This window comes from Ilumatobacteraceae bacterium (assembly GCA_033344875.1).
Lineage (GTDB): Bacteria > Actinomycetota > Acidimicrobiia > Acidimicrobiales > Ilumatobacteraceae > Ilumatobacter.
Window position 1 is genome coordinate 3,881,533 of record JAWPMO010000001.1, and the last position, 20,785, is coordinate 3,902,317.

Here is a 20,785-nt window from a genome sequence, read left to right on the forward strand (position 1 = left end):
ATCGGTTCATGCCGACCAGTGTGCCAGCAGGCGAGATCAGCGCCTGCTCGCGTAGGTTCGGACGATGCCGTTCGCGAGCGTCCGAGGAATCGACATCTGCTACGAGATCCACGGGTCCGGCCCGCGGGTGGTGGTGATCAGCGGCACCGGTGGCGACCTCCGCCAGAACCCCCAGCGGCACCGTCAGCCGTTGGTCGAGGGTCACGAGGTCCTCCTGTACGACCAGCGCGGCCTCGGTCGATCCGGCAAGCCCGACGTCGAGTACTCGATGGGCGACTACGCGGACGACTGCGCCGCGCTGATGGACGAGCTCGGCTGGGATCGGGCCCATGTGGTCGGTATCAGCTTCGGCGGGATGGTCGCGCAGCACCTGGCCCTCCGACACCCCGAGCGGATCGGTCGGCTGGTGCTGGCGTGCACGTCGTCGGGCGGTGCCGGCGGCGACTCGTTCGATCTGCTCGCGGTCGCCGACCTGCCGCCGGCCGAACGCGCCGCGATCGTGATGCCGATCATGGATCGCCGCAACGACATGACGACCGACCCGCCGACGCTGGCGCCGGTGTTCGACATGCTGATGGCGGCGATGGGCGACGGCCGACCGATCAACGCCGACGAACCCGGGTCCGCCCTCGGTGCACGTCGGCAACTCGAGGCCCGGGCCCGACATGATGTTTTCGACCGGCTGGGCGAGATCGTCGCTCCGACGTTCGTGATCGGCGGGCGGTACGACGGTCAGGCACCGCCCGAGAACGTCGAACGGCTCGCCGCGGCAATCGAGGGTTCGCGCATCGAGTTCTTCGGCGGCGGGCACATGTTCCTGCTGCAGGACCCGTCGGCCTGGCGGTCCGTCATCGAGTTCTTGGACCGGGTTGACTGACCCGAGCATCCGGAACGAGGAGCAACCGCCCGCTGTACGGGTGGTCGCCGGAGCCCAGAAGGGGAATTGAACCCCTGACCTACGCATTACGAGGGAGATCTGGACGTTCCGGCGAGTCCCTCGGAGGCCCATCTACCTGGTGTTTCGCGAGGTCGACGTTCCGTCGAGTCCCGCCGTTTCCGCCTCAACCAAGCAGATTTCTTGGTTGGATTCTTGGTTGGGGCCGGGCTACGAGGGGTCACCCTGGAGGTGACGGAATGCTGCACGTCAGTTCGCAGCCACGTCGATGCCACACGTCCGCTCCGCGTCTGTGCTGTTTGGGGCCAGGCTCGCCGCGAATCGATCGATCGACCTGACCCAGTCCTGAACCGTCGCCTCCGGCGCGGCGGCGGCGGCGTGGAGTGCCCGGTGCTCTGGTGCGGCGGCCGCGAGATCGAGGTCGTCGATCACGTGGACGACACCGTCGTGAAGTGCCGCAGGCGGCTCCTGCGGTTCGGTGAAGCGCAGGTCGCAGAGGTCGGCGAGAACGTCACTGAGGTTGGCGTCGCCGCCGAGCGTCGTGTCGAGGACTCCGGCGATCCCGAGACCCATCGACACGCCACAGACACCACCGACCAGAATGACGATCGGGCCGAGTGAGGCGATCGCTCGTGCCCAGGCGTTCGGGTCCGCCGAGTCGGTGCGTTGGTCGACTTTCGCCTTGACATAGAGCAGGGCGAGGCTGAACATCCCGATGACGCCACCAACGTAGGCGAATCCCCACCTGTTGATCAGGTCCGCTCCGGCGTGAGCGACGAGGCTTAACGGGTCTCCTTGCTGAACTGTTGTCCATGTCGTGTCACGCCCACGATTCTGTCGTCTGTTGCGTCGCTCACATCAGGCGGATACCTTCGCATCTATGCAGGTATCGGAGGCGAGTGCGTTGGATGGATGTGTCGTGAAGCGCGTCGATGCCGGGCGCGTCGAATCGGTGTCGAGTTCGTTGATCGAGACCGATGAGGCGGTGGATCTGGCGGAGATGTTCCGGCTCCTCGGTGATCCGACCCGGGTGCGGATCTTGTTCGCCCTGTTGGAGGCGGGTGAACTGTGTGTCTGCGACATCGCAGCCGTGGTCGACACGACCGAGACAAAGGTGTCCCAAGCGATGCGGCTGCTCCGCAACGCCGGCGTCGTGCGGAACCGCCGCGACGGCCGCAACATCTTCTACCGACTCGACGACGCACACGTCCGCATGCTGCTCGATCTCTCCCGCGAGCACCTCGCCCACAGTCGGGATTCGCGCTGATGGGCGGCGATCACGACCACGGCCCCGGACTCGCCCGCGCCGGCGAGCGCCACCGCGGCCGCCTCTCGATTGCGTTCGTCATCATCTTCGTGTTTTTCGTCGTCGAAGCGATCGCGGGATTCGCCACGAACTCGTTGGCGTTGCTTTCCGATGCCGGCCACATGTTGACCGACGTGATCGGGATCGGCATGGCGCTCGCTGCGATCCAGCTCGCGTCACGGTTCGAGCAGCGCGCCGATGACGGCGTTCGGTCGTCGCACACGTTCGGGCTGTACCGGCTCGAGATCCTCGCCGCATTCGTCAACGCCCTGTTGTTGTTCGGGGTTGCGATCTGGGTGTTGATCGAAGCGGTCCGCCGCATCTTCGACGAACCCGAGGTGCTCGGCGTCCCCATGTTGGTCGTCGCCGTTTTGGGGTTGGTCGCGAACCTGGTGGCCTTCGCGTTGCTGCGGGAGGGCTCGAAGGAGTCCCTCAACGTCGAGGGTGCATACCTTGAGGTGCTCGCCGACACGATCGGCTCGGTCGGTGTCATCGTCGCCGCGATCCTGTTGCAGGTGTTCGGCTGGGCGTGGGTCGATCCGGTGATCGGTGCTGCGATCGGATTGTGGATCCTGCCGCGCACGTACCGATTGGGCCGTCGGGCGGTGCGCATCTTGCTGCAAGCCGCGCCCGACCACGTCGACCTCGACGCGCTGTCGGCCGACCTGGAAGCGATCGACGGGGTCGTCGACGTACACGATCTTCATGTGTGGACCCTCACCTCGGAGATGGACGCCGCCTCTGCGCATCTGATGACCGTCGATGGCACCGACGCACACGACGTCCTCGACCGCGCCCGTCACGTGCTTGCCGACTCTCACGGCATCACGCACGGCACCTTCCAAGTCGAACCTGACACCCACGAAGGTTGCCACGAGGTCACCTGGTGAAACGCCAACGACGACCCATACCGACGGCCGTACGGGCGACCATCGACGAACTCGTCCGAAGCGCCCGATCCGCCCGCAACGACAACAACAGTGTCGAAGCGTGGCGATGCCTCGAGGACGCCCATGTCCTGTCACAACCGTGGGTGCGTCCGCACGTGCGCGTCCACCTCGCGATGCTCTCGCTCGGCTGGGCCCAGCGTGACCGACGCGAGATCCCCGGCCAGTTGCTCCGGTTGGTCCTCGCCGGGCCCGGCAGCGCACTCGGCCGATACCCGACGGGCAACACCGGACGCTCCGACGTCACGGCGTTCGAGCCGATGCCTATGCGCGACGACCTCGCCGCACTCCTCGCCGAGAACGACAACGACACGGGCCAAGCCTCCGACGGTGAGGTGCTCGACGCAGGCGAAGTCCGCACGCTGTACGACCGGGTCGCGCCCTTCTACGACATCGCGGCCGCACCCTACGCACCGTTCGGCGGTCGCCGACTTGCACACCGTGCGATCGACGAACTCCACCTCGCACCAGGCGACACGGTCGTCGACCTCGGAACCGGCACCGGCTGGAACCTTCCCCACCTGTCCAACGCCGTCGGCCCCACCGGACACGTGATCGGGGTCGACGTCTCACCCGGCATGCTCGACCGGGCCCGCCGACGCATCAACCGACATCACATCGACAACGTCGAACTCGTCGAACACGACATCGCCACCTACGAGCCACCGACGCCACCCAACGGCGTCGTGGCAACGTTTGCCATCGAGATGCTCCCCAACTACGACGACGTCATCCGCCGCTACATCACATCACTCGCCCCGAAAGGCCGCATCGTCACCACCGGCCTGCGCCACCCCGAACGCTGGCCGGAATGGCTCATCACACTCGGCACCGCCCTGATGCGGGTCTTCGGTGTGTCAGACGCCTACCGGAATCACCGACCGTGGGAGACGATCCAGACCAACACCGACAACGCCACCTACACCGAGCGCTTCGCCGGCGCGAACTACCTCGCCGCCGGGACCCGACTCGACGAGCTCGCAATCGAGCCAACTCCATGACTGTCAGCCGATTCTCCATCCCACGGATGGACTGCGCCGCCGAAGAACAACTCGTCGAGATGGCACTCGCCGGCATCGACACCATCAACCACATCGAGATCGACCTCGACCAGCGCGTCGTCGCCGTCGACCACGACGCCTCACCGCGCATCATCGACGACGCACTACGCCGACTCGACCTCGGCAGCACCCACCTCGACGACCACGACGGCACCCTCGTGCCCAACACCGACCAGCGCTCCGAGCGACCCGCGCTCGTCTTCGCATTCATCGTCAACGCGGCGTTTTTTGTCGGCGAACTCACCGTCGGCCTGTGGAGCAGATCGATGGGGCTCATCGCCGACGCGCTGGACATGGGAGCCGACGCCAGCGTCTACGCACTCAGCCTCGCCGCCGTCGGCACCAGCGTCGCTCGCAAGAACCAACTCGCCCGCACCAGCGGCTACCTCCAACTCATACTCGCCTTCGTCGGGCTCGCCGAAGTCATCCGTCGATTCATCGCCATCGACCAACCACCCGAGACCACATCGATGATCGCGATGTCCGTGCTCGCACTCGCCGGCAACGTCGCCGTCCTCGTCGCGCTGCAACGAGTCCGAACCGGCGAAGCTCATCTCCAAGCGAGCTGGATCTTCACCGCCAACGACATCAAGGTGAACCTCCTCGTCATCATCGCCGCAATCGCCGTCGCGTTCACCGACTCGGCCGCCCCGGATCTCATCGCCGGCGCCATCATTTTCGTCGTCGTCGCCAACGGCGCCCGTCGCATCCTCAACATCACTCGTTGACTTCACGGCGATGCCGGGCGGCAGCGCACCTCCCCAGTGGCCGTTGCCAGGTCGGGAACGCACGACCGACCCGATCGGGCGCGGCACGGCTCGTGCTGTCGCGACCATCCATACTGGTGCCCGTGAGTCGGATTGGCCGCCTGCGTCGCCGCGCCCACGACGATCTAAATCCACCGTTCGTCCACGCCGCGGGCGCTACGGGCGGAGTGGCGCCCCGCTGCGATCCTGCTCAACGCCGTTGGCGCTCAGCTACGCCTGACCTTGATGCCGTTCAGACGACGGAGCGCGGTCATGACGCGACGCCGATTTCGATGGGTCGGCCGGTGCTGCGCCATTCGGGGAAACCGTCCTGTAGTCGTTGTGCGGTTCGGCCTCGGCGACGCAGCATCCGTACGGCGTCGTCGGCGAACACGCAATATGGGCCACGGCAGTAGGCGACCACGTCGACCCTGGACGGGAGCGACTTGACGTGGTTGGCGAGGTCGTCGATCGGGATCGACACGGCCCCGGCGATGTGTCCGGCTGCGTACTCGGCCGACGGTCGCACGTCGACGACGACGACGTCGCCTCCGGCGATGCGTTCGGCGAGCTCGTCGCGCCCGATCTGGTCGAGCCTGGTGCGGTCACCGAGATAGGCGGCGGCGAGTTCGTCGAGCTGTTGGTGGTGGGCGGCGGCAACGTCTCGAAGCGCTGCCCAGAGTTCAGCGACCCGGTCGGAGGCGAGCCGGTAGTAGATCCGCGTGCCATCGCGTCGGGTCGCTACGAGCCCGGCCGTGGCGAGCACGCGGAGGTGGAACGAGGTGTTCGCGACGCTCTGGCCGATCTCATCGGCGAGTTCGTCGACGTGGCGTTCGCCTTGGGCCAGCACGTCGATCAGCTCGGTTCTTCGTCCGTTGCCGAGTGCCTTGGCGACCTCGCCGAACCCGTCGAACAACGCTTCCTTGGCGCGTCGATTACCCATCTCGATCCTCCTTCTCGTCTTCAAAGAACTACTTGACAAGCTAATGACCGACGGGAGTATATTCAAGGGAATACTTGAGGAGAGCGCGATGGCTGGCATCCGGATGTTCGTCGACGATGATCGCCACCTTGATGTGCTCGAGGTGTCGCGATGAGCGCCCCGACCGACACCGACGCGTCGACCCTGCGGCTCGGGCTGCGCGAGAACATCGCCCAGTTCTCGCTCCTCGTCGGTGTCAACGCGCTCGTCGGCGGGATGATCGGCCAGGAACGTACCGTCCTCCCGCTGCTCGCCACCGACGAGTTCGGGTTGACCGCGTTCACCGCGACGCTCACCTTCATCGCTGCGTTCGGCATCGTCAAAGCGGCAACCAACTTCTTCGCCGGCACCCTGTCCGATCGTCACGGCCGCAAGCCGGTCCTGATCGCCGGCTGGCTGATCGGGCTCCCGGTTCCGTTGCTGTTGATGTGGGCGCCCACCTGGGGCTGGGTGGTGTTCGCCAACGTCCTGCTCGGCGTCAACCAGGGGCTCACCTGGTCGACGACGGTGATCATGAAGATCGACCTCGTCGGACCGGCCAAGCGTGGGTTCGCGATGGGGCTCAACGAGGCCGCCGGCTACGGAGCCGTTGCGGTCACCGCCCTGGCCACCGGCTACATCGCCCAGCAATGGGGGCTGCGACCGGCGCCGTTCTTCCTCGGACTCGCCTATGCCGGACTCGGACTCGGCATCTCGGTGCTGTTCGTTTGCGAGACCCGCGCCCACGCCCGTCACGAAGCGGCCAACCACGTCACCACCAACGACGGCCTCCACGACCAGCTCTCGACCCGTGAGATCTTCGTCCTCACCTCGTTCCGCGAGAAGGCACTGTCGGCGGCGTCACAGGCCGGGCTCGTCAACAACCTCAACGACGGCCTCGCATGGGGACTGTTCCCGATCTTCTTCGCCGACGCCGGGCTCTCGGTCGGAAGGATCGGCGTGCTCGCCGCCGTCTACCCCGCCGTGTGGGGCCTCGGCCAACTCGTCACCGGCGGCCTGTCGGACCGGATCGGCCGCAAGCCGCTGATCGCCGGTGGCATGCTCACTCAAGCCGTCGCGATCGCGCTCATCGCCGCCACCACGGGATTCTGGGCCTGGGTGGGCGGTGCCGCGCTACTCGGTGCCGGTACAGCGATGGTGTACCCGACGTTGCTTGCCGCGATCGGTGATGTTGCCCACCCGGCCTGGCGCGCCCGCTCAGTCGGCATCTACCGGCTCTGGCGCGACGCCGGCTTCGCGGTCGGGGCCCTCCTCGCCGGCGTCCTCGCCGACCTCGTCTCGATCGAAGCCGCCATTTACGCCGTCGCCGCGCTGACGGCGCTGTCCGGGCTGGTCGTCATCGTCCGCATGTACGAGACTCATCCGCCCACACATCGCTGATCAACGTGGGTCAGCGGATACGTGGCAGTGCTCTCGACGAACCAACCCAACCGCCCGTGCATCCCGACGCTGCGACGACTTCTCGAAGCTCCGACGCCAGCTCGACGCGGTCCGACTCGACGTTGCGTCCCCCGACGTCGTCGTCAACGCGTCGGCACTCGGCCAACTTCGATCACGCTCGATCTCCGGTGGATCGTCGAAGCCGCCAGCCGTCGCTGTTGAATTTCCGCGCCTTTGCCGCAACACCGACCGCAAGAGCTGCCAGCCACACGCAGCCATCGGCCTCGCCACCACCGTGCATGCCTGGAGGGGCGAACTCCTCGCCTCGCGGGCCACCGGCCTCGGATCCGCTCATGGCCTCGGGTGTAGTCCTACAGCGTGTCGTTTAGGGAGTCGGTGTCACGGGTAGAGGTGCGGTCATGGACGAGAACAGACTGACAACCGACCGCGAGGCGCCCGACGAGCTCGGGGTGGGGCCGGGGGGCGACGGACCGCACCGAGAGACCGGCGACGAGAACGCCGAGGACCATTCGGCTGCGGGAGGTGTTCACATGAGCTACCTCCGGTTCGGGGCGATGATTGCCACTTCCACGATCGTGATGTTCGGGCTGATGTACCTCAACACGTACGCGTGGGACCACGTCAGGTGGAGTGAGACGCGCGCCTACATGGCAGTAGTGATGGGCGCGACGATGGCCGTCATCATGCTCGGTTTCATGCTCAGCATGTACAAGAGCACCATGGTCAACGTCGGGATCGTGGCCGCTGCCGTCCTGCTGTTCGCAGGATCGCTCTGGTTGGTCCGCAGCCAGACGACGGTTCAGGATCGGTCCTACATGCGCGCGATGATCCCGCACCACTCGATCGCCATCTTGACCAGCGAGCGCTCGGAGCTGGCCGACTACCGAGTGTGTGAACTCGCTGTCGAGATCATCGAGGCCCAGCGCCGCGAGATCGCAGAGATGGACTGGCTGATCGAGGACATCGAGGAGAACGGGGCCGTCGCGACCGCGGCCGAAGCCGAGGAGCGCCCCGTCCCCGACTTCACCGGTACCAGCATTCGAACGTGCGGTTGACCGGCCGATGGCCTGAGACGGCGGGCCGGCCGCGCGTTGCCATGCGCGGGGCTCCGTCCGGCCCGACGACCGGAATGTTGGTCGTCAGCGGCTCGTCTGCAGCTGATTGCCGGCCGCCGTCCAGGCGTTCATGCCGCCCTCGAGGTCGACGATGTTCGTGTAGCCGAGTTCGACGAGGGTGTCGGTTGCTTGAGCCGACATGTTGCCCGATCGGCAGTAGAGCGCGATCGGTGCGTCGAGCTCGGCCGGCAAGTCGTCCCACCTGCCGATCTCGTCGAACGCAACGAACGCGTCCGTACCGTCGATGTGCCCCTCGTACGGGACGTGCACGTTCACCAGCACAGCGGAGGGCTCGGCGCCCACGAAGTCGACGAATCCGTCCACGTCGAGGAGTTGGCTCGGAGAGGCAGGGACCGTCGTCGCGACCCCCGTGTCGACAGCCTGGTCCGCGTCGCCGCCGCATGCGACTGCACCCAGTGAGAGCGAGGCTGTCACGGCCGCGACCGGCCAGCGAGACGTCAGGTACGACATGGCGTCGTAGGCTACCGCGATCGATTCGTGCGGTCCGGTCGCGGGGACATGCGGCGCGCGGTTCAGCGCAGGAGCGGGCGGAACGCGACCGGAATGAGGCTGGGTCCGGCTGGCGCTCCGCATGCTGCGTCGACCAGTGGATACGCGTTCACTGCGGCGTCGCCCGGCCGCGCCTCGAAGTGGAGGTGGTCGCCGCGAGCGTTGCCCGTTTGGCCCACGTAGCCGATCACCTCGCCGGCTCGCACCTCCCGGCTCTCACCGGCCCAACCGTCGAGATGTGCGTAGTAGAACCGCTCACCGGTCGAAGCGGTCAGCCAGATGGCGTTGCCGCCGAGGTTGCTGCGCTTGAACTCGGCGGCACCGTCGCGTACTGCGACCACCGGGGTCGCGCGTTCGGCTTCCATGTCCACGCCTTCATGTCGGCGTCCCGACGAGCGGGCGTCGCCCCAGCTGTCGATGAAGCTGCTCGGGCCGGCGACGGGACAGGCATCGAGGGGTGCGACCGTGGCCGGATCCGATGTGGCCGGCCGCTCGTGGGCCGTCGCCACGTGGGGGCCGAGCAGCGAGATGCCCAGTCCGACGAGAGCTGCGGCGGAGTGCTTCCAGGGCGAAGACATTCCGGAATGTTACGAATAGATGTCGATTGCGCAACGGGTACATGTCAATCTCGCGAGTGGCACATGTCACTGTGCCGAGGCACACGTCGACATCGCCCCCTTTCGTGATCTACGACACGGCGTAGCACGATACTTATGTTGCGATAGCGTGTCGGTTCCATGACGGCAGCTTCGTCTCCCATCCGCCGTACCCGGCTCGCGATCGCCCTCCTGATCGCTGCGCTGGTGTCGATCGGTACCGGGCAACTCGCCTCCGCGCACACCGACTTCGACTCGTCCTCTCCGACCGACGGTGCGGTCGTCGACGGTCCACTGAGCGAGGTCGTGGTCAACTTCACGAACCCTGCTCGACCAGCCGGTGAGGGTTTCCAGCTGCTCGATCCGAGCGGAGTAGTGCTGGCGCCCTCGTCGATCGACGAGACCGACGGTACGTCGTTCGTGCTGACGTTCGAACCGCCGCTCGAGGCCGGCACGTACGGCCTCCGCTGGAGTGTGCAAGCTGGCGATGCGCACCCGATCGAGGGGTCGTTCCGCTTTGACGTGGCAGGTGGTGCGTCAACAACGGAGCAGGCAGCGGAGACTCAAGCCGTTCCCCCGCCGCCGACGACAGCAGCGGCGCCACCGACGACGTCGGCTGCGGCGCCGACGAGTTCTGGCGGCATGGACATGACAGATCCCGACCACGTGGCGATGTCCGACAGCACACTTGATGCATTCCTCACTGTCGATTCGGGTGACGACGGGTCCGCCGCCGTGGGGAGCGCGGGCCGGACCGCGTCGATGCTCGGGATGATTTTCGGTGTCGGGGTGCTGGCCGCATTGGTCTGGACGGTGCGAGGCCACAGGGAGGAGCTCGTCTCGCAGCTCAACTGGGTTCGACTCGCAGGGCTCGTGGTCGTCACCGGAGGGTTGATCGAATACGCCGCGCTGACCGAGAACGATCCCGCGGCATCGCTCGGCACATTGCTCAGCACCAAGCCTGGCCTGGCGACAGCCCTCAAGATGGTGGGCGGTCTCGCCGTCATGTTCGGGTTCCACGAGCGCGCTGGGCGGATCATTGCGCCCGCCCGTTCACTCTCGGCTGCTGTCGCCACCGACCTTGCGCCTCGCACCGATGTCGGACCGATCGCGCCAGTGCGACACGGTGACCGCGTCGACGAGCACCGTTGGACACCGACATCGACTGCAGCGTTCGGTCTGTTCGGCTACGCATTGGTGCTGATCTCGTTCTGGTTCGACGGTCACACGGTGAGCAAGGGCCCGTGGGCCGTCCACTCTCTCGTCAACCTCGTACACCTGGGCGCCGCCGCAGTATGGGGCGGCGGCGTGTTCGCCATCACGACGATTGCGTGGATGCGTCGTCGGCGATCAGAGCGGGTCGGTCTCGCTGCGATGGTGGTTCGGTTCTCCTCGATCGCGACCGTGTCGCTCGCGTCGGTGATCGTCGCAGGTCTGGTGATGACCTGGATGGTGCTCGACTCGCCGGGCGATCTGTTCGGGACCCCGTGGGGTCGCATCCTGCTCGCGAAGACTGCCGTGGTCGCGGTTGCGGCCGGCCTCGGCGGGTACAACCACTTCCGGCTGCGCCCGGCACTCGAGGAACGACCTGACGACCCGAACCTCGCCAGGGAGCTGCGCGTCAGCCTCTCGATCGAGTCCGCTGTGTTCGTCGTCATCGTCGTCCTCACCGCGATCCTGGTCGCCTCGGCCACCTGAAGTCCCGGCCACCGCACCGGATCGAGCCGGCACCGCGCACACTCGAGCGACCGGTGAGGTCGCGCCGGATGACGCGACCCCACCGGCCTGGTCACACGTTGATGGTCATCTTCATGCCCGCCTCCCAGTGCCCGGGCTCGTGACACCCGATCATCGTCGCTCCAGGCGACTCGAAGGTGTGCATCATCTCGACGGTCTTGCCAGGCTCGACGACGACCGAGTGGAGCTCGGTCATTTCGCCGTCGTGGGGCATCGAGCCCGTGCCCATGCCGTCGTGAGTTCCGCCCATCTCCGCCATCTCGGCGTGGTGGGCTTCCTGTTCAGCCTGGTTGCCGAAGACCGCTTCGTGACGGACGGCACCGTCGTTGCGGAACACGAATCTGACCGTTTCGCCGACGGTCGCGTCGACATCGGCAGGCGTGTAGGCCATGTCGGTCATCGAGACCTCGATCGTGCGAGGTTCGCCGGAAGAATCTCCGGCAGGGTCGCTGTTGGCGTCGCTCCCGCAGGCTGCGAGGGCGACGGTGGACGCGACGATGAGCGCGAGTGCTCGTTTCATGGTGCTGTTCTCCTTGGTTCGAAAAGTGGATGTTGGGTACGAACGCTCAGGAGAGTCGCGGGACCGGCGGATCCACATCGGCCGGGCAACCGGTGCTCATCGCCGCTGGCTGGGTCTCGTGGGAGTCCGAGACAGCGATCGACGACGGCTCGGGGAAGTGCAGATCGACCGAAACGACGCACGCCATGCCTGGGTGGCTGCCCGCCATCGACGTGCTCCCAGAATGGTCACTGTGGTCCCCGAGTGGTGTTGAGTGCGGCCCTGACTCCGCTCTTGGGTCGACGTGCCCGGGGTGGGCGGTCGGCGGCTCGTCGAACCCGACGATCGACGGCTGGGCCGCGCTGTGCGCACCACCGCCTGCGATGCCGGCAACGCAGGCAATTGCTCCGAACAGCAGCCCCACCGCCACGGCCACCAACACGACCCACTGCGAGAATGGTGTCGACGACCGCGACAGCGCCAGCCGAGGGGTTCGATCGACAACGATGCCGGCCATCGGCGCGAACGCTAGTGCCGCGCTCGATCGGTTCCACCGCGTCCTGGAAGCGCAGCTCCAGCTCATCGGGGCCGAGCCACTACCTCCCTCCAGATGCCCCAACGCCGGAGTTCGACGACATCGAGGTTGGCCTGTGCGATGTTGTCCTCGGTGCGGCGGTTGATGTTCGGGCCGATGAGGCGGCGCACGATCGGGTTGATCCGGTCGAACAGCCACCCGAGCAACAGAGTGCGTGGTCGGACGTGCTCGAGCAGCAGCACCTGACCATCGGCCCGGACCACTCGAGCGGCCTCGCGAAGGCCGGCAACCGGGTCGGCGACCGAGCAGAACATGCACGTCGCCACGACGGTGTCGAAGGTCGCGCCATTGAACGGCAGCCGTTGTGCATCGGCCACCTCGAAGCGGACCGGCACGCCCAAGTGTTCGGCGCGGTTCCGCACTCGGGCGAGCATCCGCACCGAGGTGTCGATGCCCGTCAGGTCCACGCCGGACGGGTAGACACCCAGGTTCCGACCGGTTCCGACGCCCACTTCGAGGGTGGCGCCGTGCGCTCGTGCGAGCAGGCGGTGTCGGCGACGATCGACGCCTCCCAGGCGATCCATTGGCCGATCGATGAGATCGTAGAAGCGAGCGACCCGGTCGTACCGGGCCGTGACGTCGGCCTGGCCGCCGGTCCGTGTCGTCGCTTCGCTCATCTGAGTTGCTCGACCCGTTCCCGGTACTCCTCGGTCGTGAGCTCACCTCGCGCGTAGCGTTCGGCGAGGATCTCACGGGCACGATCGGCCGGGTCCTTGGGCGGCGAGGATGTCGCGCCGTTCCCGGTGGTGGCTCGCACGAGCCACACGATCAGGACGACGAAGAGCGCCATCATCGCGATGCCCCACAACCACATCCATCCGCCACCCCAGCCGTCCATGTGGTCCCAGCGGTCATCGTTGATCGTCGCCAGCAGTCCAACGAACAGAGCCATGTCGTTCTCCTTCCGTCGTAGAGTTATCTACGACATGTTGTCGTGGTTCAACGATCGCGCACTCCCCGCCCTCGGGGTAGGGACCAATGCCCTTACCCCTATGGGGTATGCGTGATGGGCCGTCAGGCTGGTGCCTCGGTCCGTGCGAGCGCTTGGTCCGCTGCGCTGGTGGGCGGTCCGCTCGCGCTGTGGTCCGCCATGCACGGGTCGGCGATGGCTGGCTCGGGATGGACAGCGCCGCGCTCCAACCGGCGACCGTTCGGTCGGCTGTGGGCGCGATCGCTGGGACCGGACGGCGATGCAGTGGTGTTGCTGCACGGTCTGATCTCGACGGGCGATGTGTTCGGGGCCGCGTATGAGCAACTCGCGTCCACACATCGGCTGCTCGTGCCCGACCTGCTCGGGTTCGGGCGCTCGATGGACGAGCAGCGCTCGTCGTTCGGCGTCGACGCCCACCTCGACGCTCTTGATGAGCTCGCAGAGCGCTCGGGCTTGTTCAACTCCTCGCGGTGGACGTTGGGAGCGCATTCGATGGGCGTCTCGCTGGCACTTCGTTGGGCGATCCGACACCCCGATCGCGTGGTTCGTGTGGTCGGCTGGGGAGCCCCGACCTGCCCGACGCCTGAGCGGGCGCGACGGCACGTGGCCGGGAGCGCAATGGCGAGGCTGTTCGCGCTCGATACGCCCATGGCCGCGCGGGCCTGTGCCTTGAGCTGTCGGCACCGAACGGTCGCGGGATGGCTGAGCGCTGTCGCGGAGCCCCAGCTCCCCGTCGCGGTCGCGCGGCAGGCGCCGCTCCACAGGTGGCCCGCCTACCGCGACGCGATTCGATATCTGGTGATCGACGTCGACTGGGAGGAACTCGTGACGACCTGTGCACGCCTTCGGGTCGATATCCGATTCGTGTGGGGGGAGCGCGACGCGGTCGGTGACCGGGTCTACGCCGAGCAACTCACATCAGGCAGGGCTGGGCGCGTCGATGTGCTGGACCACGGCGACCATCGACTGCCGCTGACGAACCCGGCGATGTGCATCTCCCACCTCACCGACGGGCTCGGGTGAGGTCGGTCAACGAGTCATAACCCACTGCCCTGTGTCCGCGACGAGAGCGACGAAGCCGACGAAGTCAAGTATCGACGAAGCCACGGCCGCGATCGGCCGACTGCTCCGATCCTGACCGCGACCGGTCGACGAGCGACGTAGACCGCGTCGCAATCACCGAGCTCGGCTACTACAATCTGTAGCTGGCCGCCACCTGGCCACCTGCGTTTGCCACTTCCCATGCCCGTAGATCCCGCTCGTTCTCCGTCACGGCTCGCCGACGCCCCCCGAACGCCGTTCTGGCGTCTGCACGTCGCCGTGGGAATGATCGCCGTCGTCGCGACCGCTTGTGCCACCACGGTGGCGAGCGGCGAAGCGGTCGAACCTGACCGTCCGGCCACGCAGGAACAGGCTCCGGCCCTCGACGAGTCTGCCGCGACGAGTTCTCCGAGCGAGCCGCCGCCGGGGTCGGGGACGGCTCCGGCGACCACGATGCCGGCCGAATCGACATCGACGGTCGAGACGACGGCAGCCAGCACGACCACCGCACCGACGACCACAACCACGACCACGACCACGACCACGACCACCGATCCGCTCCGCGGCGTTCACGCCCCAGCATGCGTTCGCATCGCCGAGGAGGGCGGCTTTGAGGTCGTGGACGCCGAGGCCGGCCCGACGAGTCTCTGGATCGAGAACGGGTTCCGCGACGCTCCCGCGATCGGCGACTTCGTCGACGTGTGCGTCGACAACGGCATCAACGACATCACCGGCGACCCGGCTCTGCGCCACGACGATCCGGCGGTCATCACGGCTGTCGCCGATGACGTTCGACGGCAACAACAGAAGCTCAACGAGCTCTTCGCACCGTACGCTTCGACGCCGCTCACCGTCGATGGCATCTCGGGACCGCTGACCGGCCAGCGCCTCTGTGCGGCCAGAGTCGCACTCGGGCTGGATCCGTCCGTGACGGACCTGCAGCCGGGCTCCGATGAGCACTCCACGCTGTTGGCCGCCGCCGAGTTGCCGACACCGGCGTCGACAGCGACGGCGTCCGACCGGTGGGTGCTCATCGATCGTACGTGCCAGTGGATGTTCATCGGCTCTGGCTCCGAGCTTGTCTTCGCGTTCCCGACATCGACCGGCACGGAGGGGTTCGAGACGCGCACACAGGACCGAGCCGATGTGTTCCGGTACAACCCCGCCGTCGACAACGGAGGATGGCACGACAGCAGCGAGTACCCGGTGGGCGTCGACAACCCACTCAATGGCAACCTCTACAAGCCGCTGTATTTCGACCTCGGCCAAGCCATCCACGGAGCGAACAACGTGCCGCCGGAGCCGGCCAGCAAGGGCTGCGCCCGGCTCAGTGTGGTCAACCAGGAACGGCTTCTCGACTGGCTCGGCCTGCTCGACGCGACCGAGGAAACCTGGCGGAAGCCCGAGATGAACCTCACGGTGAACGTTCAGGGTGAGTTCGTTCCGCGAGCGCTTCGATCCTGACGGCGCTCACCAGGGCACTGAACGCCGCCGTCAGACCGCCGCCACGGCCACGTCCACTCGCATGCCTGCCTCCCAGTGTCCTGGCACATGGCATCCGATGATCGTGCTCGACATGTCTTTTTCATCGAAGGTCATGGGTCACCTCGCCCATTTCCCCCGGTTCGAGGACGAGTGGTGCAGCCGCGTCTCCGTGGCCGTCATCGCCGTCCCCGTCAGCATGGTCGCCGCTGGGTTCGACTCACCGACAGCGCGGTTCGACAGTTCGTCGGCGCCGGCCGGGACTCACTGTTGCTCTTCCAGGACATCGGGCGAGGCAACGAGACGGCCGCAGCTCGCGTGTACGCCAGCACCGCCAGTGGCTCGCAGCTCGTGCAGGTCGACGACTACGACCAGGCGATCGACGAACTCGACGACGCCCGACACGCGCTCGAGCAGAAGCGATCCGAAACTGCCGACGCAGAGGAATCGTGGGCCGCGCTCAAGGCGGATGCGGAGCAACAAGTCCTCGATCTGCAACGCATCGAGCAGGAGCGACTTGCCGACGCTGAAGTGCAGCACGAGTTGGAGCGGCAGCGTCAGGCGCGCGCCGAACAGGAGCGGCGCGAGCGCGAGCAGGAGGCAGAGCGCGAAGCGGCCGCGAAGGCGGCCGCACAAGCCGCGGCTGCATCGGCTGGAGGAACATCGAACGGGAGCGGCGGCTCCAGTGGTGGCGGGGGCCAGGGCGGCGGTTCGGCGTCGGACGGATCGCCGACACCGGTGGCACCGCCGACGCCGACACCGGTGGCACCGCCGACGCCGACACCGGTCGCACCGCCGACACCGCCTGCGAACGCCGGCAACGGCATGGTGTGCCCCGTCGCCGGACCCCGGTCGTTCGCAGACACGTGGGGCGCACCACGATCGGGCGGACGCAGCCATGAAGGCGTGGACATGATGGCTCCGGGTGGGACGCCGCTGGTGGCCGTGGAATCCGGATCGGCGACGTTCAAGACGAACCGCCTCGGAGGCAACGCAGTGTGGATCACCGGGTCGTCGGGGACCAAGTACTACTACGCCCACTTGAGCGCGTGGGAAGGCTCCAGCAGGAGCGTGTCTCGAGGAGAAGTGATCGGCTACGTGGGCGCCACGGGCAACACGAGCGTGAACCACCTGCACTTCGAGGTCCACCCCAACGGTGGACGCGCCGTCAACCCGTACCCCTACGTGCGGGCCACGTGCTGACGATCAGTCGGGAATCCGTCGTGGCGACGCCGGGTTGACAACTACGACTTGTAGTTTGGAAGCGAGGCGACGCACCGCCGACCCGTGATGATGAAGAGAACCCGACGACACCACAGACACGAACCCGACATGGAGGCGGTCTATACCCGGCGACGCTTCCTCCTGGCCAGCGCTGTCGCCGCAGTTCCGATGGGGGCCTGGTGGGGTTTCGGACGATCAGGCGGATCGAGCGGCAGCGAGCGTCCGATCTCGTCGGTTCCGGCGACGACGCCAGGACGCAGTTCGCCCTCCACCATGCCGGTAACGGACCCGGCGACCACCCCGACGTCGACGTCGACGTCGACGCCGACCTCGACCGTTCCGCCACTGGGCCATGAACTCGTCGAAGGCATGGTCGATCCCAAGATCGGACTCATGCAGCAACGCCTGACCGATCTCGCGTTCGATCCGGGCCCGGTCGATGACTATTACGGATCGGCGACCGTCCGGTCGGTCTGGGCGTTCAAGAAGCTCATCATGGGAATCCCGCGCGAATCGGCCGACGGAACCGTGACCCCGGAGGTCTGGGAGCGCATGTTCGCTCCGGTCGTCGTCGCACCCCGCCGCACGCCGGGCGGTCGCCACCTCGAGGTGTACCTTCCCGAGCAGGTCGCCGTCCTGTTCGACGGTGGCGCGGTACGCGTCGTGTCGCACGTCTCGAGCGGCGAGGGTGTGGAGTGGTGCGACGAGGTCACCGTCGATCTCGATGACGGAACCACCGAGACCAAGGGCATCTGCGGCTTGTCGATCACTCCGGGCGGGGTCTATCACTTCGAGCGCAAGGTCGAAGGGTGGCGGAACGCGAAGCTCGGCCGGCTCTACAAACCCACCTACTTCAACTACGGCATCGCCATCCACGGTGCCTCGAACGTGCCGAGCTATCCAGCCTCTCGCGGATGCGTCCGCTTCCCGATGCACATCGCCGAGTACCTCCAGGACCTCGTCGAGATCGGTGACATGGTCTACGTGTTCGACGGCGTCGAGGAACCCGAACACTACGGAGCGGCACCGATGATCTTCGACTGGCCCGACCCCGACTACACGACGACCACCAGCACCACGTCAACCACCACCACGACGTCAACCACCACCACCACGACGACCGTCCCCGAGTCCGCGACCACGACGCCGCAACCACCGCCGACCACGACGTCGACGAGCGTGCCGAACAGCTCGCCGACGACGACCACCACCGTTTCCCCGGATCCCTAGTTCGGGCGAACCTCCACCCCGCTACGAGCGGGCGCTCGTGTCCGCGACCAGCGCTCGGCGCTATCCAGGGCAGAGGGTGACCAGCAGGGCCACGACGTGATGGGCTTGGACGGCGGCCGACAGCGTCACCGCAACGACACCGAGTCCGATCGCCGAGACCCAGAAGCCCTCGTGTCGGAGCGGCTGCGGGCGCAGCAGCGCTTCCATCCGTGCGACGACCCCGAGCCCGTTGAAGGCCGCAACAGGTCGAGGTGCCTCGGACCGCCCGAGCGCGACCTTGGCCAGCGTCAAGGCAACGCGTTCGCGGTCACCGCCCGCGGCGTCGACCGCCTCTTCGTCCGCCCAACGCTCCAGTGCGAACCGGAGCCGCCGCCGCAACCACTCGAGCGGCGGCACCAGCGACGCTGCCAGCTCGGCCGCCAACAAGTGGCGATCATGACGGTGGCGGGCATGACCCCGCTCGTGTGCCAAGACGACCGCGAGTTCGTCACCATCGAGGGCTTCGACGAGCCCGGAGGACACGGCGATCCGCCGCCCTGGCCCCGGCAACGAGTACGCGAACCAATCATCGCTGTTCACCAGAGCGAAGGCGCCTGCCTCGGCGCAGCGATGACGTCGCCACGCGCGCACCGACCGGGCGAACCGAACCGCTCCGAGAGTGAGTAGGCCTGTCGCGGCGGCACCCAGCCACGGGTCGACTGACGCATGGAAACCGAGCACCGAGCGGCACCACTCGATGCCACCGCCGAGCAACGGCAGGTGCACCAGGAACCCGACCGCGAGCACGACCAGCGTCGGGACCACGGCGACGGTCACCGCCAGGATGCCACCCGTCAGCAACGCGGCGGCTAATTGGGGGCGGACGCGACGGTGCAGCGCAGTGACGACCACCGCGATTCCAAACGCGGTGAGTAGCGGCGACACCGTTGCCAGAGTTGTCATTCGCCCCCTCCGAGCAGACGACGAATCGCGGCGCGATCGCGGTGCGACAAGGCCCCGACGAAGCCACCGAGTGCGCCCTCCCGATCAGTGGTCGACGACAGGACGGCGTTCATCTGTGCGACGGCGAGTTCCGACTCAGACACCGCAGCCGAGTAGGCGAATGCCCGTCCGCGCTGTTCGCGCACCGCTCGGCCCTTGTCGTGAAGTCGCCCCAGCACGGTCATCACGGTGGTGTACGCGAGGTCGACGTCGAGGCGCTCGCTCACTTCGGCTGGGGTCATAGGGCTGTTGGCGTCCCACAGCACCTCCATGATGTCCCGCTCCAGCGCACCATCGGGTCGACGGCTCATCAGAACTCCTCCTCGCTCACCGTGTCATCCTAGGAGACCTCGCTCGGCTCCACCTCGACAACGGGATCGTCATGCTCCCGCGCTCGTTCAGCACCGCGAGGGTTCACCCGAGTCCGGTCGACGATGAAGAACGCGGTTACCCCGACGAGCACGATCATCGACATCCACTGGTTCCAGCGCAAGCCCGCAATCTCCGGTGCGGGGTCGATCCGCAGCCCTTCGACCCACAGCCGACCGAGGAAGTAGCCACCCAAGTAGAACGCGAACAGCCTGCCCGGCCGCAACCACGCACGACGATCCGTCATTAGCAGCACGCCACAGAGGGCAAGGCTCCACATCGATTCGTAGAGGAACGTCGGATGGAACGTAGTCCCGGATGCGTACCCGGCGGGCAGGTGAGCGTCGTCGATCTGCAGCGCCCACGGCAAGGACGTCGGGCGGCCGAACAGTTCCTGATTCCACCAGTTGCCCCAGCGGCCGATCGCCTGTGCGAGCGCAACCGCTGGTGCTGCGATGTCGAGCATGACTCGGATGTCGATGCCACGCCGGTGCGCGGCAACCAGGCCGATGGCAACTCCGCCGGCGAGGCCACCCGGGATCCCGAGGCCGCCTCGCCACAGCGCAGGTATCGCCCAGAGATCGGACGCGAACCGATCCCAGTCGGTGACCACGTGGTAGAGACGCGCGCCGACCAAGCCTCCCGCGACGGCCCACATCCCGACGGCGGCGATGTCGTCCTTGGACGCGGCCTGCCGTTCTTCGGCCCTTCGACCGGCCAGCCAGACAGCGGCGGCCACGCTCAGGCCGATCATGAGCCCGTATGCGGTGACGCGCAGCGGGCCGATGTGCAGCGAGGACGACGGTGGACTGGGAATCGAGGCAACGAACGCATGCATGAAGCTCGAAGTGTACTACTACACTTTGTCGTCGTGACATCAGTGAATCCGAACCCGGCGACACTGCCGCCGACCCGGCGCATGGTCCCCCAGAGTTTCACGCGTCGCAGGTTCCTGAGCGGCGTCGCCGCTGGGGGACTGTCGGCATGGCTCGCGTCGTGTTCGTCGGACGGCAGGAGTTCGTCGCCGTCGACCCTGCCATCGACGTTGTCGGGCTCAAGCACAACTGGTCGTGCCGCCCTCGGCGCGGCGTTCGCTCAGCCGGAGGTGTTCGCCAGCAGTCGCGGCCTCCTCGAGGT

At 67.0% G+C, this 20,785-nt stretch carries 23 protein-coding genes; 13 read left to right on the top strand and 10 right to left on the bottom strand.

Annotated features, from left to right (window positions below; translation table 11 throughout):
* Positions 1–64: 64 nt before the first annotated feature.
* Positions 65–877, top strand: a complete 813-nt coding sequence (locus R8G01_18410) for an alpha/beta hydrolase (GenBank protein ID MDW3215977.1) — start codon at positions 65–67, stop codon at positions 875–877.
* Positions 878–1,144: 267 nt separating this feature from the next.
* Here R8G01_18410 and R8G01_18415 read toward each other — a convergent pair whose 3' ends face one another.
* On the bottom strand, positions 1,145–1,606 hold the full coding sequence (locus R8G01_18415) for a hypothetical protein (GenBank protein MDW3215978.1): 462 nt from the start codon (positions 1,604–1,606) through the stop codon (positions 1,145–1,147).
* A gap of 208 nt (positions 1,607–1,814) precedes the next feature.
* On the opposite strand from R8G01_18415, the gene R8G01_18420 reads away from it, so the two are divergent.
* The 4 genes from R8G01_18420 to R8G01_18435 are packed head-to-tail and all read left to right on the top strand — an operon-like array spanning position 1,815 to position 4,937.
* Positions 1,815–2,162: a metalloregulator ArsR/SmtB family transcription factor gene (locus tag R8G01_18420; GenBank protein ID MDW3215979.1), complete on the top strand. Its 348-nt coding sequence runs from the start codon at positions 1,815–1,817 to the stop codon at positions 2,160–2,162.
* The gene (locus R8G01_18425; protein ID MDW3215980.1) at positions 2,162–3,091 is read left to right on the top strand and encodes a cation diffusion facilitator family transporter; all 930 of its coding nucleotides are present in this window, start codon (positions 2,162–2,164) and stop codon (positions 3,089–3,091) included. The genes R8G01_18420 and R8G01_18425 overlap by 1 nt, the downstream gene beginning before the upstream one ends.
* Positions 3,088–4,149: a DUF3703 domain-containing protein gene (locus tag R8G01_18430; protein MDW3215981.1), complete on the top strand. Its 1,062-nt coding sequence runs from the start codon at positions 3,088–3,090 to the stop codon at positions 4,147–4,149. The genes R8G01_18425 and R8G01_18430 overlap by 4 nt, the downstream gene beginning before the upstream one ends.
* A complete protein-coding gene (locus R8G01_18435) occupies positions 4,146–4,937 on the top strand; it encodes a cation transporter (protein MDW3215982.1) in 792 nt (263 codons plus the stop codon). The genes R8G01_18430 and R8G01_18435 overlap by 4 nt, the downstream gene beginning before the upstream one ends.
* A 289-nt stretch (positions 4,938–5,226) precedes the next feature.
* Here R8G01_18435 and R8G01_18440 read toward each other — a convergent pair whose 3' ends face one another.
* On the bottom strand, positions 5,227–5,898 hold the full coding sequence (locus tag R8G01_18440) for a metalloregulator ArsR/SmtB family transcription factor (GenBank protein ID MDW3215983.1): 672 nt from the start codon (positions 5,896–5,898) through the stop codon (positions 5,227–5,229).
* Between the two features lie 150 nt (positions 5,899–6,048).
* Here R8G01_18440 and R8G01_18445 point away from each other — a divergent pair, with 150 nt between their 5' ends.
* Together R8G01_18445 and R8G01_18450 are read left to right on the top strand one after the other, a co-directional pair.
* On the top strand, positions 6,049–7,317 hold the full coding sequence (locus R8G01_18445; GenBank protein ID MDW3215984.1) for an MFS transporter: 1,269 nt from the start codon (positions 6,049–6,051) through the stop codon (positions 7,315–7,317).
* A 419-nt stretch (positions 7,318–7,736) separates the two neighbouring features.
* On the top strand, positions 7,737–8,393 hold the full coding sequence (locus tag R8G01_18450) for a DUF305 domain-containing protein (GenBank protein MDW3215985.1): 657 nt from the start codon (positions 7,737–7,739) through the stop codon (positions 8,391–8,393).
* Positions 8,394–8,477: 84 nt separating this feature from the next.
* Here the strand turns inward: R8G01_18450 and R8G01_18455 are convergent, their stop codons facing one another.
* The gene (locus R8G01_18455) at positions 8,478–8,924 is read right to left on the bottom strand and encodes a rhodanese-like domain-containing protein (protein ID MDW3215986.1); all 447 of its coding nucleotides are present in this window, start codon (positions 8,922–8,924) and stop codon (positions 8,478–8,480) included.
* 62 nt (positions 8,925–8,986) lie between these two features.
* Entirely contained in the window at positions 8,987–9,541 is a 555-nt protein-coding gene (locus R8G01_18460) for a M23 family metallopeptidase (protein MDW3215987.1), read from the bottom strand.
* Positions 9,542–9,700: 159 nt separating this feature from the next.
* Here R8G01_18460 and R8G01_18465 point away from each other — a divergent pair, with 159 nt between their 5' ends.
* Entirely contained in the window at positions 9,701–11,257 is a 1,557-nt protein-coding gene (locus R8G01_18465; GenBank protein ID MDW3215988.1) for a CopD family protein, read from the top strand.
* Positions 11,258–11,348: 91 nt separating this feature from the next.
* Here R8G01_18465 and R8G01_18470 read toward each other — a convergent pair whose 3' ends face one another.
* From R8G01_18470 to R8G01_18480, 3 genes are all read right to left on the bottom strand, one after another.
* Positions 11,349–11,816: a plastocyanin/azurin family copper-binding protein gene (locus R8G01_18470; protein MDW3215989.1), complete on the bottom strand. Its 468-nt coding sequence runs from the start codon at positions 11,814–11,816 to the stop codon at positions 11,349–11,351.
* A gap of 558 nt (positions 11,817–12,374) precedes the next feature.
* Complete coding sequence (locus R8G01_18475; protein MDW3215990.1) at positions 12,375–13,007, bottom strand: class I SAM-dependent methyltransferase; 633 nt, start codon at positions 13,005–13,007, stop codon at positions 12,375–12,377.
* Positions 13,004–13,282, bottom strand: a complete 279-nt coding sequence (locus R8G01_18480; GenBank protein MDW3215991.1) for an SHOCT domain-containing protein — start codon at positions 13,280–13,282, stop codon at positions 13,004–13,006. The genes R8G01_18475 and R8G01_18480 overlap by 4 nt, the downstream gene beginning before the upstream one ends.
* A gap of 306 nt (positions 13,283–13,588) precedes the next feature.
* On the opposite strand from R8G01_18480, the gene R8G01_18485 reads away from it, so the two are divergent.
* The 5 genes from R8G01_18485 (at position 13,589) to R8G01_18505 (ending at position 18,298) form a co-directional block, all read left to right on the top strand.
* The gene (locus R8G01_18485) at positions 13,589–14,344 is read left to right on the top strand and encodes an alpha/beta hydrolase (protein MDW3215992.1); all 756 of its coding nucleotides are present in this window, start codon (positions 13,589–13,591) and stop codon (positions 14,342–14,344) included.
* A gap of 219 nt (positions 14,345–14,563) precedes the next feature.
* Positions 14,564–15,826, top strand: coding sequence for a L,D-transpeptidase (locus R8G01_18490; protein ID MDW3215993.1), 1,263 nt, complete (start codon positions 14,564–14,566; stop codon positions 15,824–15,826).
* A gap of 288 nt (positions 15,827–16,114) precedes the next feature.
* The gene (locus tag R8G01_18495) at positions 16,115–17,047 is read left to right on the top strand and encodes a peptidoglycan DD-metalloendopeptidase family protein (protein ID MDW3215994.1); all 933 of its coding nucleotides are present in this window, start codon (positions 16,115–16,117) and stop codon (positions 17,045–17,047) included.
* A 200-nt stretch (positions 17,048–17,247) separates the two neighbouring features.
* Positions 17,248–17,424, top strand: coding sequence for a hypothetical protein (locus R8G01_18500; protein ID MDW3215995.1), 177 nt, complete (start codon positions 17,248–17,250; stop codon positions 17,422–17,424).
* Between the two features lie 37 nt (positions 17,425–17,461).
* On the top strand, positions 17,462–18,298 hold the full coding sequence (locus R8G01_18505; GenBank protein ID MDW3215996.1) for a L,D-transpeptidase family protein: 837 nt from the start codon (positions 17,462–17,464) through the stop codon (positions 18,296–18,298).
* A gap of 60 nt (positions 18,299–18,358) precedes the next feature.
* On the opposite strand, the gene R8G01_18510 is transcribed toward R8G01_18505, so the two are convergent.
* Genes R8G01_18510 through lgt form a run of 3 tightly spaced genes read right to left on the bottom strand, consistent with a single transcriptional unit; the run spans position 18,359 to position 20,486 of the window.
* Positions 18,359–19,240, bottom strand: coding sequence for a M56 family metallopeptidase (locus tag R8G01_18510; protein ID MDW3215997.1), 882 nt, complete (start codon positions 19,238–19,240; stop codon positions 18,359–18,361).
* On the bottom strand, positions 19,237–19,590 hold the full coding sequence (locus R8G01_18515; GenBank protein ID MDW3215998.1) for a BlaI/MecI/CopY family transcriptional regulator: 354 nt from the start codon (positions 19,588–19,590) through the stop codon (positions 19,237–19,239). Before R8G01_18515 ends, R8G01_18510 begins: the two co-directional genes overlap by 4 nt.
* A gap of 29 nt (positions 19,591–19,619) precedes the next feature.
* The gene (lgt, locus tag R8G01_18520; GenBank protein MDW3215999.1) at positions 19,620–20,486 is read right to left on the bottom strand and encodes a prolipoprotein diacylglyceryl transferase; all 867 of its coding nucleotides are present in this window, start codon (positions 20,484–20,486) and stop codon (positions 19,620–19,622) included.
* Positions 20,487–20,785 lie beyond the last annotated feature (299 nt).

Bases quoted from the DNA above. Each gene is read 5' to 3' on its own strand.
- R8G01_18435 (MDW3215982.1), top strand. From the start codon at position 4,146: ATGACTGTCAGCCGATTCTCCATCCCACGGATGGACTGCGCCGCCGAA.
- R8G01_18470 (MDW3215989.1), bottom strand. From the start codon at position 11,816: ATGAAACGAGCACTCGCGCTCATCGTCGCGTCCACCGTCGCCCTCGCA.
- R8G01_18515 (MDW3215998.1), bottom strand. From the start codon at position 19,590: ATGAGCCGTCGACCCGATGGTGCGCTGGAGCGGGACATCATGGAGGTG.
- R8G01_18410 (MDW3215977.1), top strand. From the start codon at position 65: ATGCCGTTCGCGAGCGTCCGAGGAATCGACATCTGCTACGAGATCCAC.
- R8G01_18450 (MDW3215985.1), top strand. From the start codon at position 7,737: ATGGACGAGAACAGACTGACAACCGACCGCGAGGCGCCCGACGAGCTC.
- R8G01_18505 (MDW3215996.1), top strand. From the start codon at position 17,462: ATGCAGCAACGCCTGACCGATCTCGCGTTCGATCCGGGCCCGGTCGAT.
- R8G01_18445 (MDW3215984.1), top strand. From the start codon at position 6,049: ATGAGCGCCCCGACCGACACCGACGCGTCGACCCTGCGGCTCGGGCTG.
- R8G01_18455 (MDW3215986.1), bottom strand. From the start codon at position 8,924: ATGTCGTACCTGACGTCTCGCTGGCCGGTCGCGGCCGTGACAGCCTCG.
- R8G01_18475 (MDW3215990.1), bottom strand. From the start codon at position 13,007: ATGAGCGAAGCGACGACACGGACCGGCGGCCAGGCCGACGTCACGGCC.
- R8G01_18480 (MDW3215991.1), bottom strand. From the start codon at position 13,282: ATGGCTCTGTTCGTTGGACTGCTGGCGACGATCAACGATGACCGCTGG.
- lgt (MDW3215999.1), bottom strand. From the start codon at position 20,486: ATGCATGCGTTCGTTGCCTCGATTCCCAGTCCACCGTCGTCCTCGCTG.
- R8G01_18460 (MDW3215987.1), bottom strand. From the start codon at position 9,541: ATGTCTTCGCCCTGGAAGCACTCCGCCGCAGCTCTCGTCGGACTGGGC.
- R8G01_18425 (MDW3215980.1), top strand. From the start codon at position 2,162: ATGGGCGGCGATCACGACCACGGCCCCGGACTCGCCCGCGCCGGCGAG.
- R8G01_18510 (MDW3215997.1), bottom strand. From the start codon at position 19,240: ATGACAACTCTGGCAACGGTGTCGCCGCTACTCACCGCGTTTGGAATC.
- R8G01_18490 (MDW3215993.1), top strand. From the start codon at position 14,564: ATGCCCGTAGATCCCGCTCGTTCTCCGTCACGGCTCGCCGACGCCCCC.
- R8G01_18465 (MDW3215988.1), top strand. From the start codon at position 9,701: ATGACGGCAGCTTCGTCTCCCATCCGCCGTACCCGGCTCGCGATCGCC.
- R8G01_18440 (MDW3215983.1), bottom strand. From the start codon at position 5,898: ATGGGTAATCGACGCGCCAAGGAAGCGTTGTTCGACGGGTTCGGCGAG.
- R8G01_18415 (MDW3215978.1), bottom strand. From the start codon at position 1,606: ATGTTCAGCCTCGCCCTGCTCTATGTCAAGGCGAAAGTCGACCAACGC.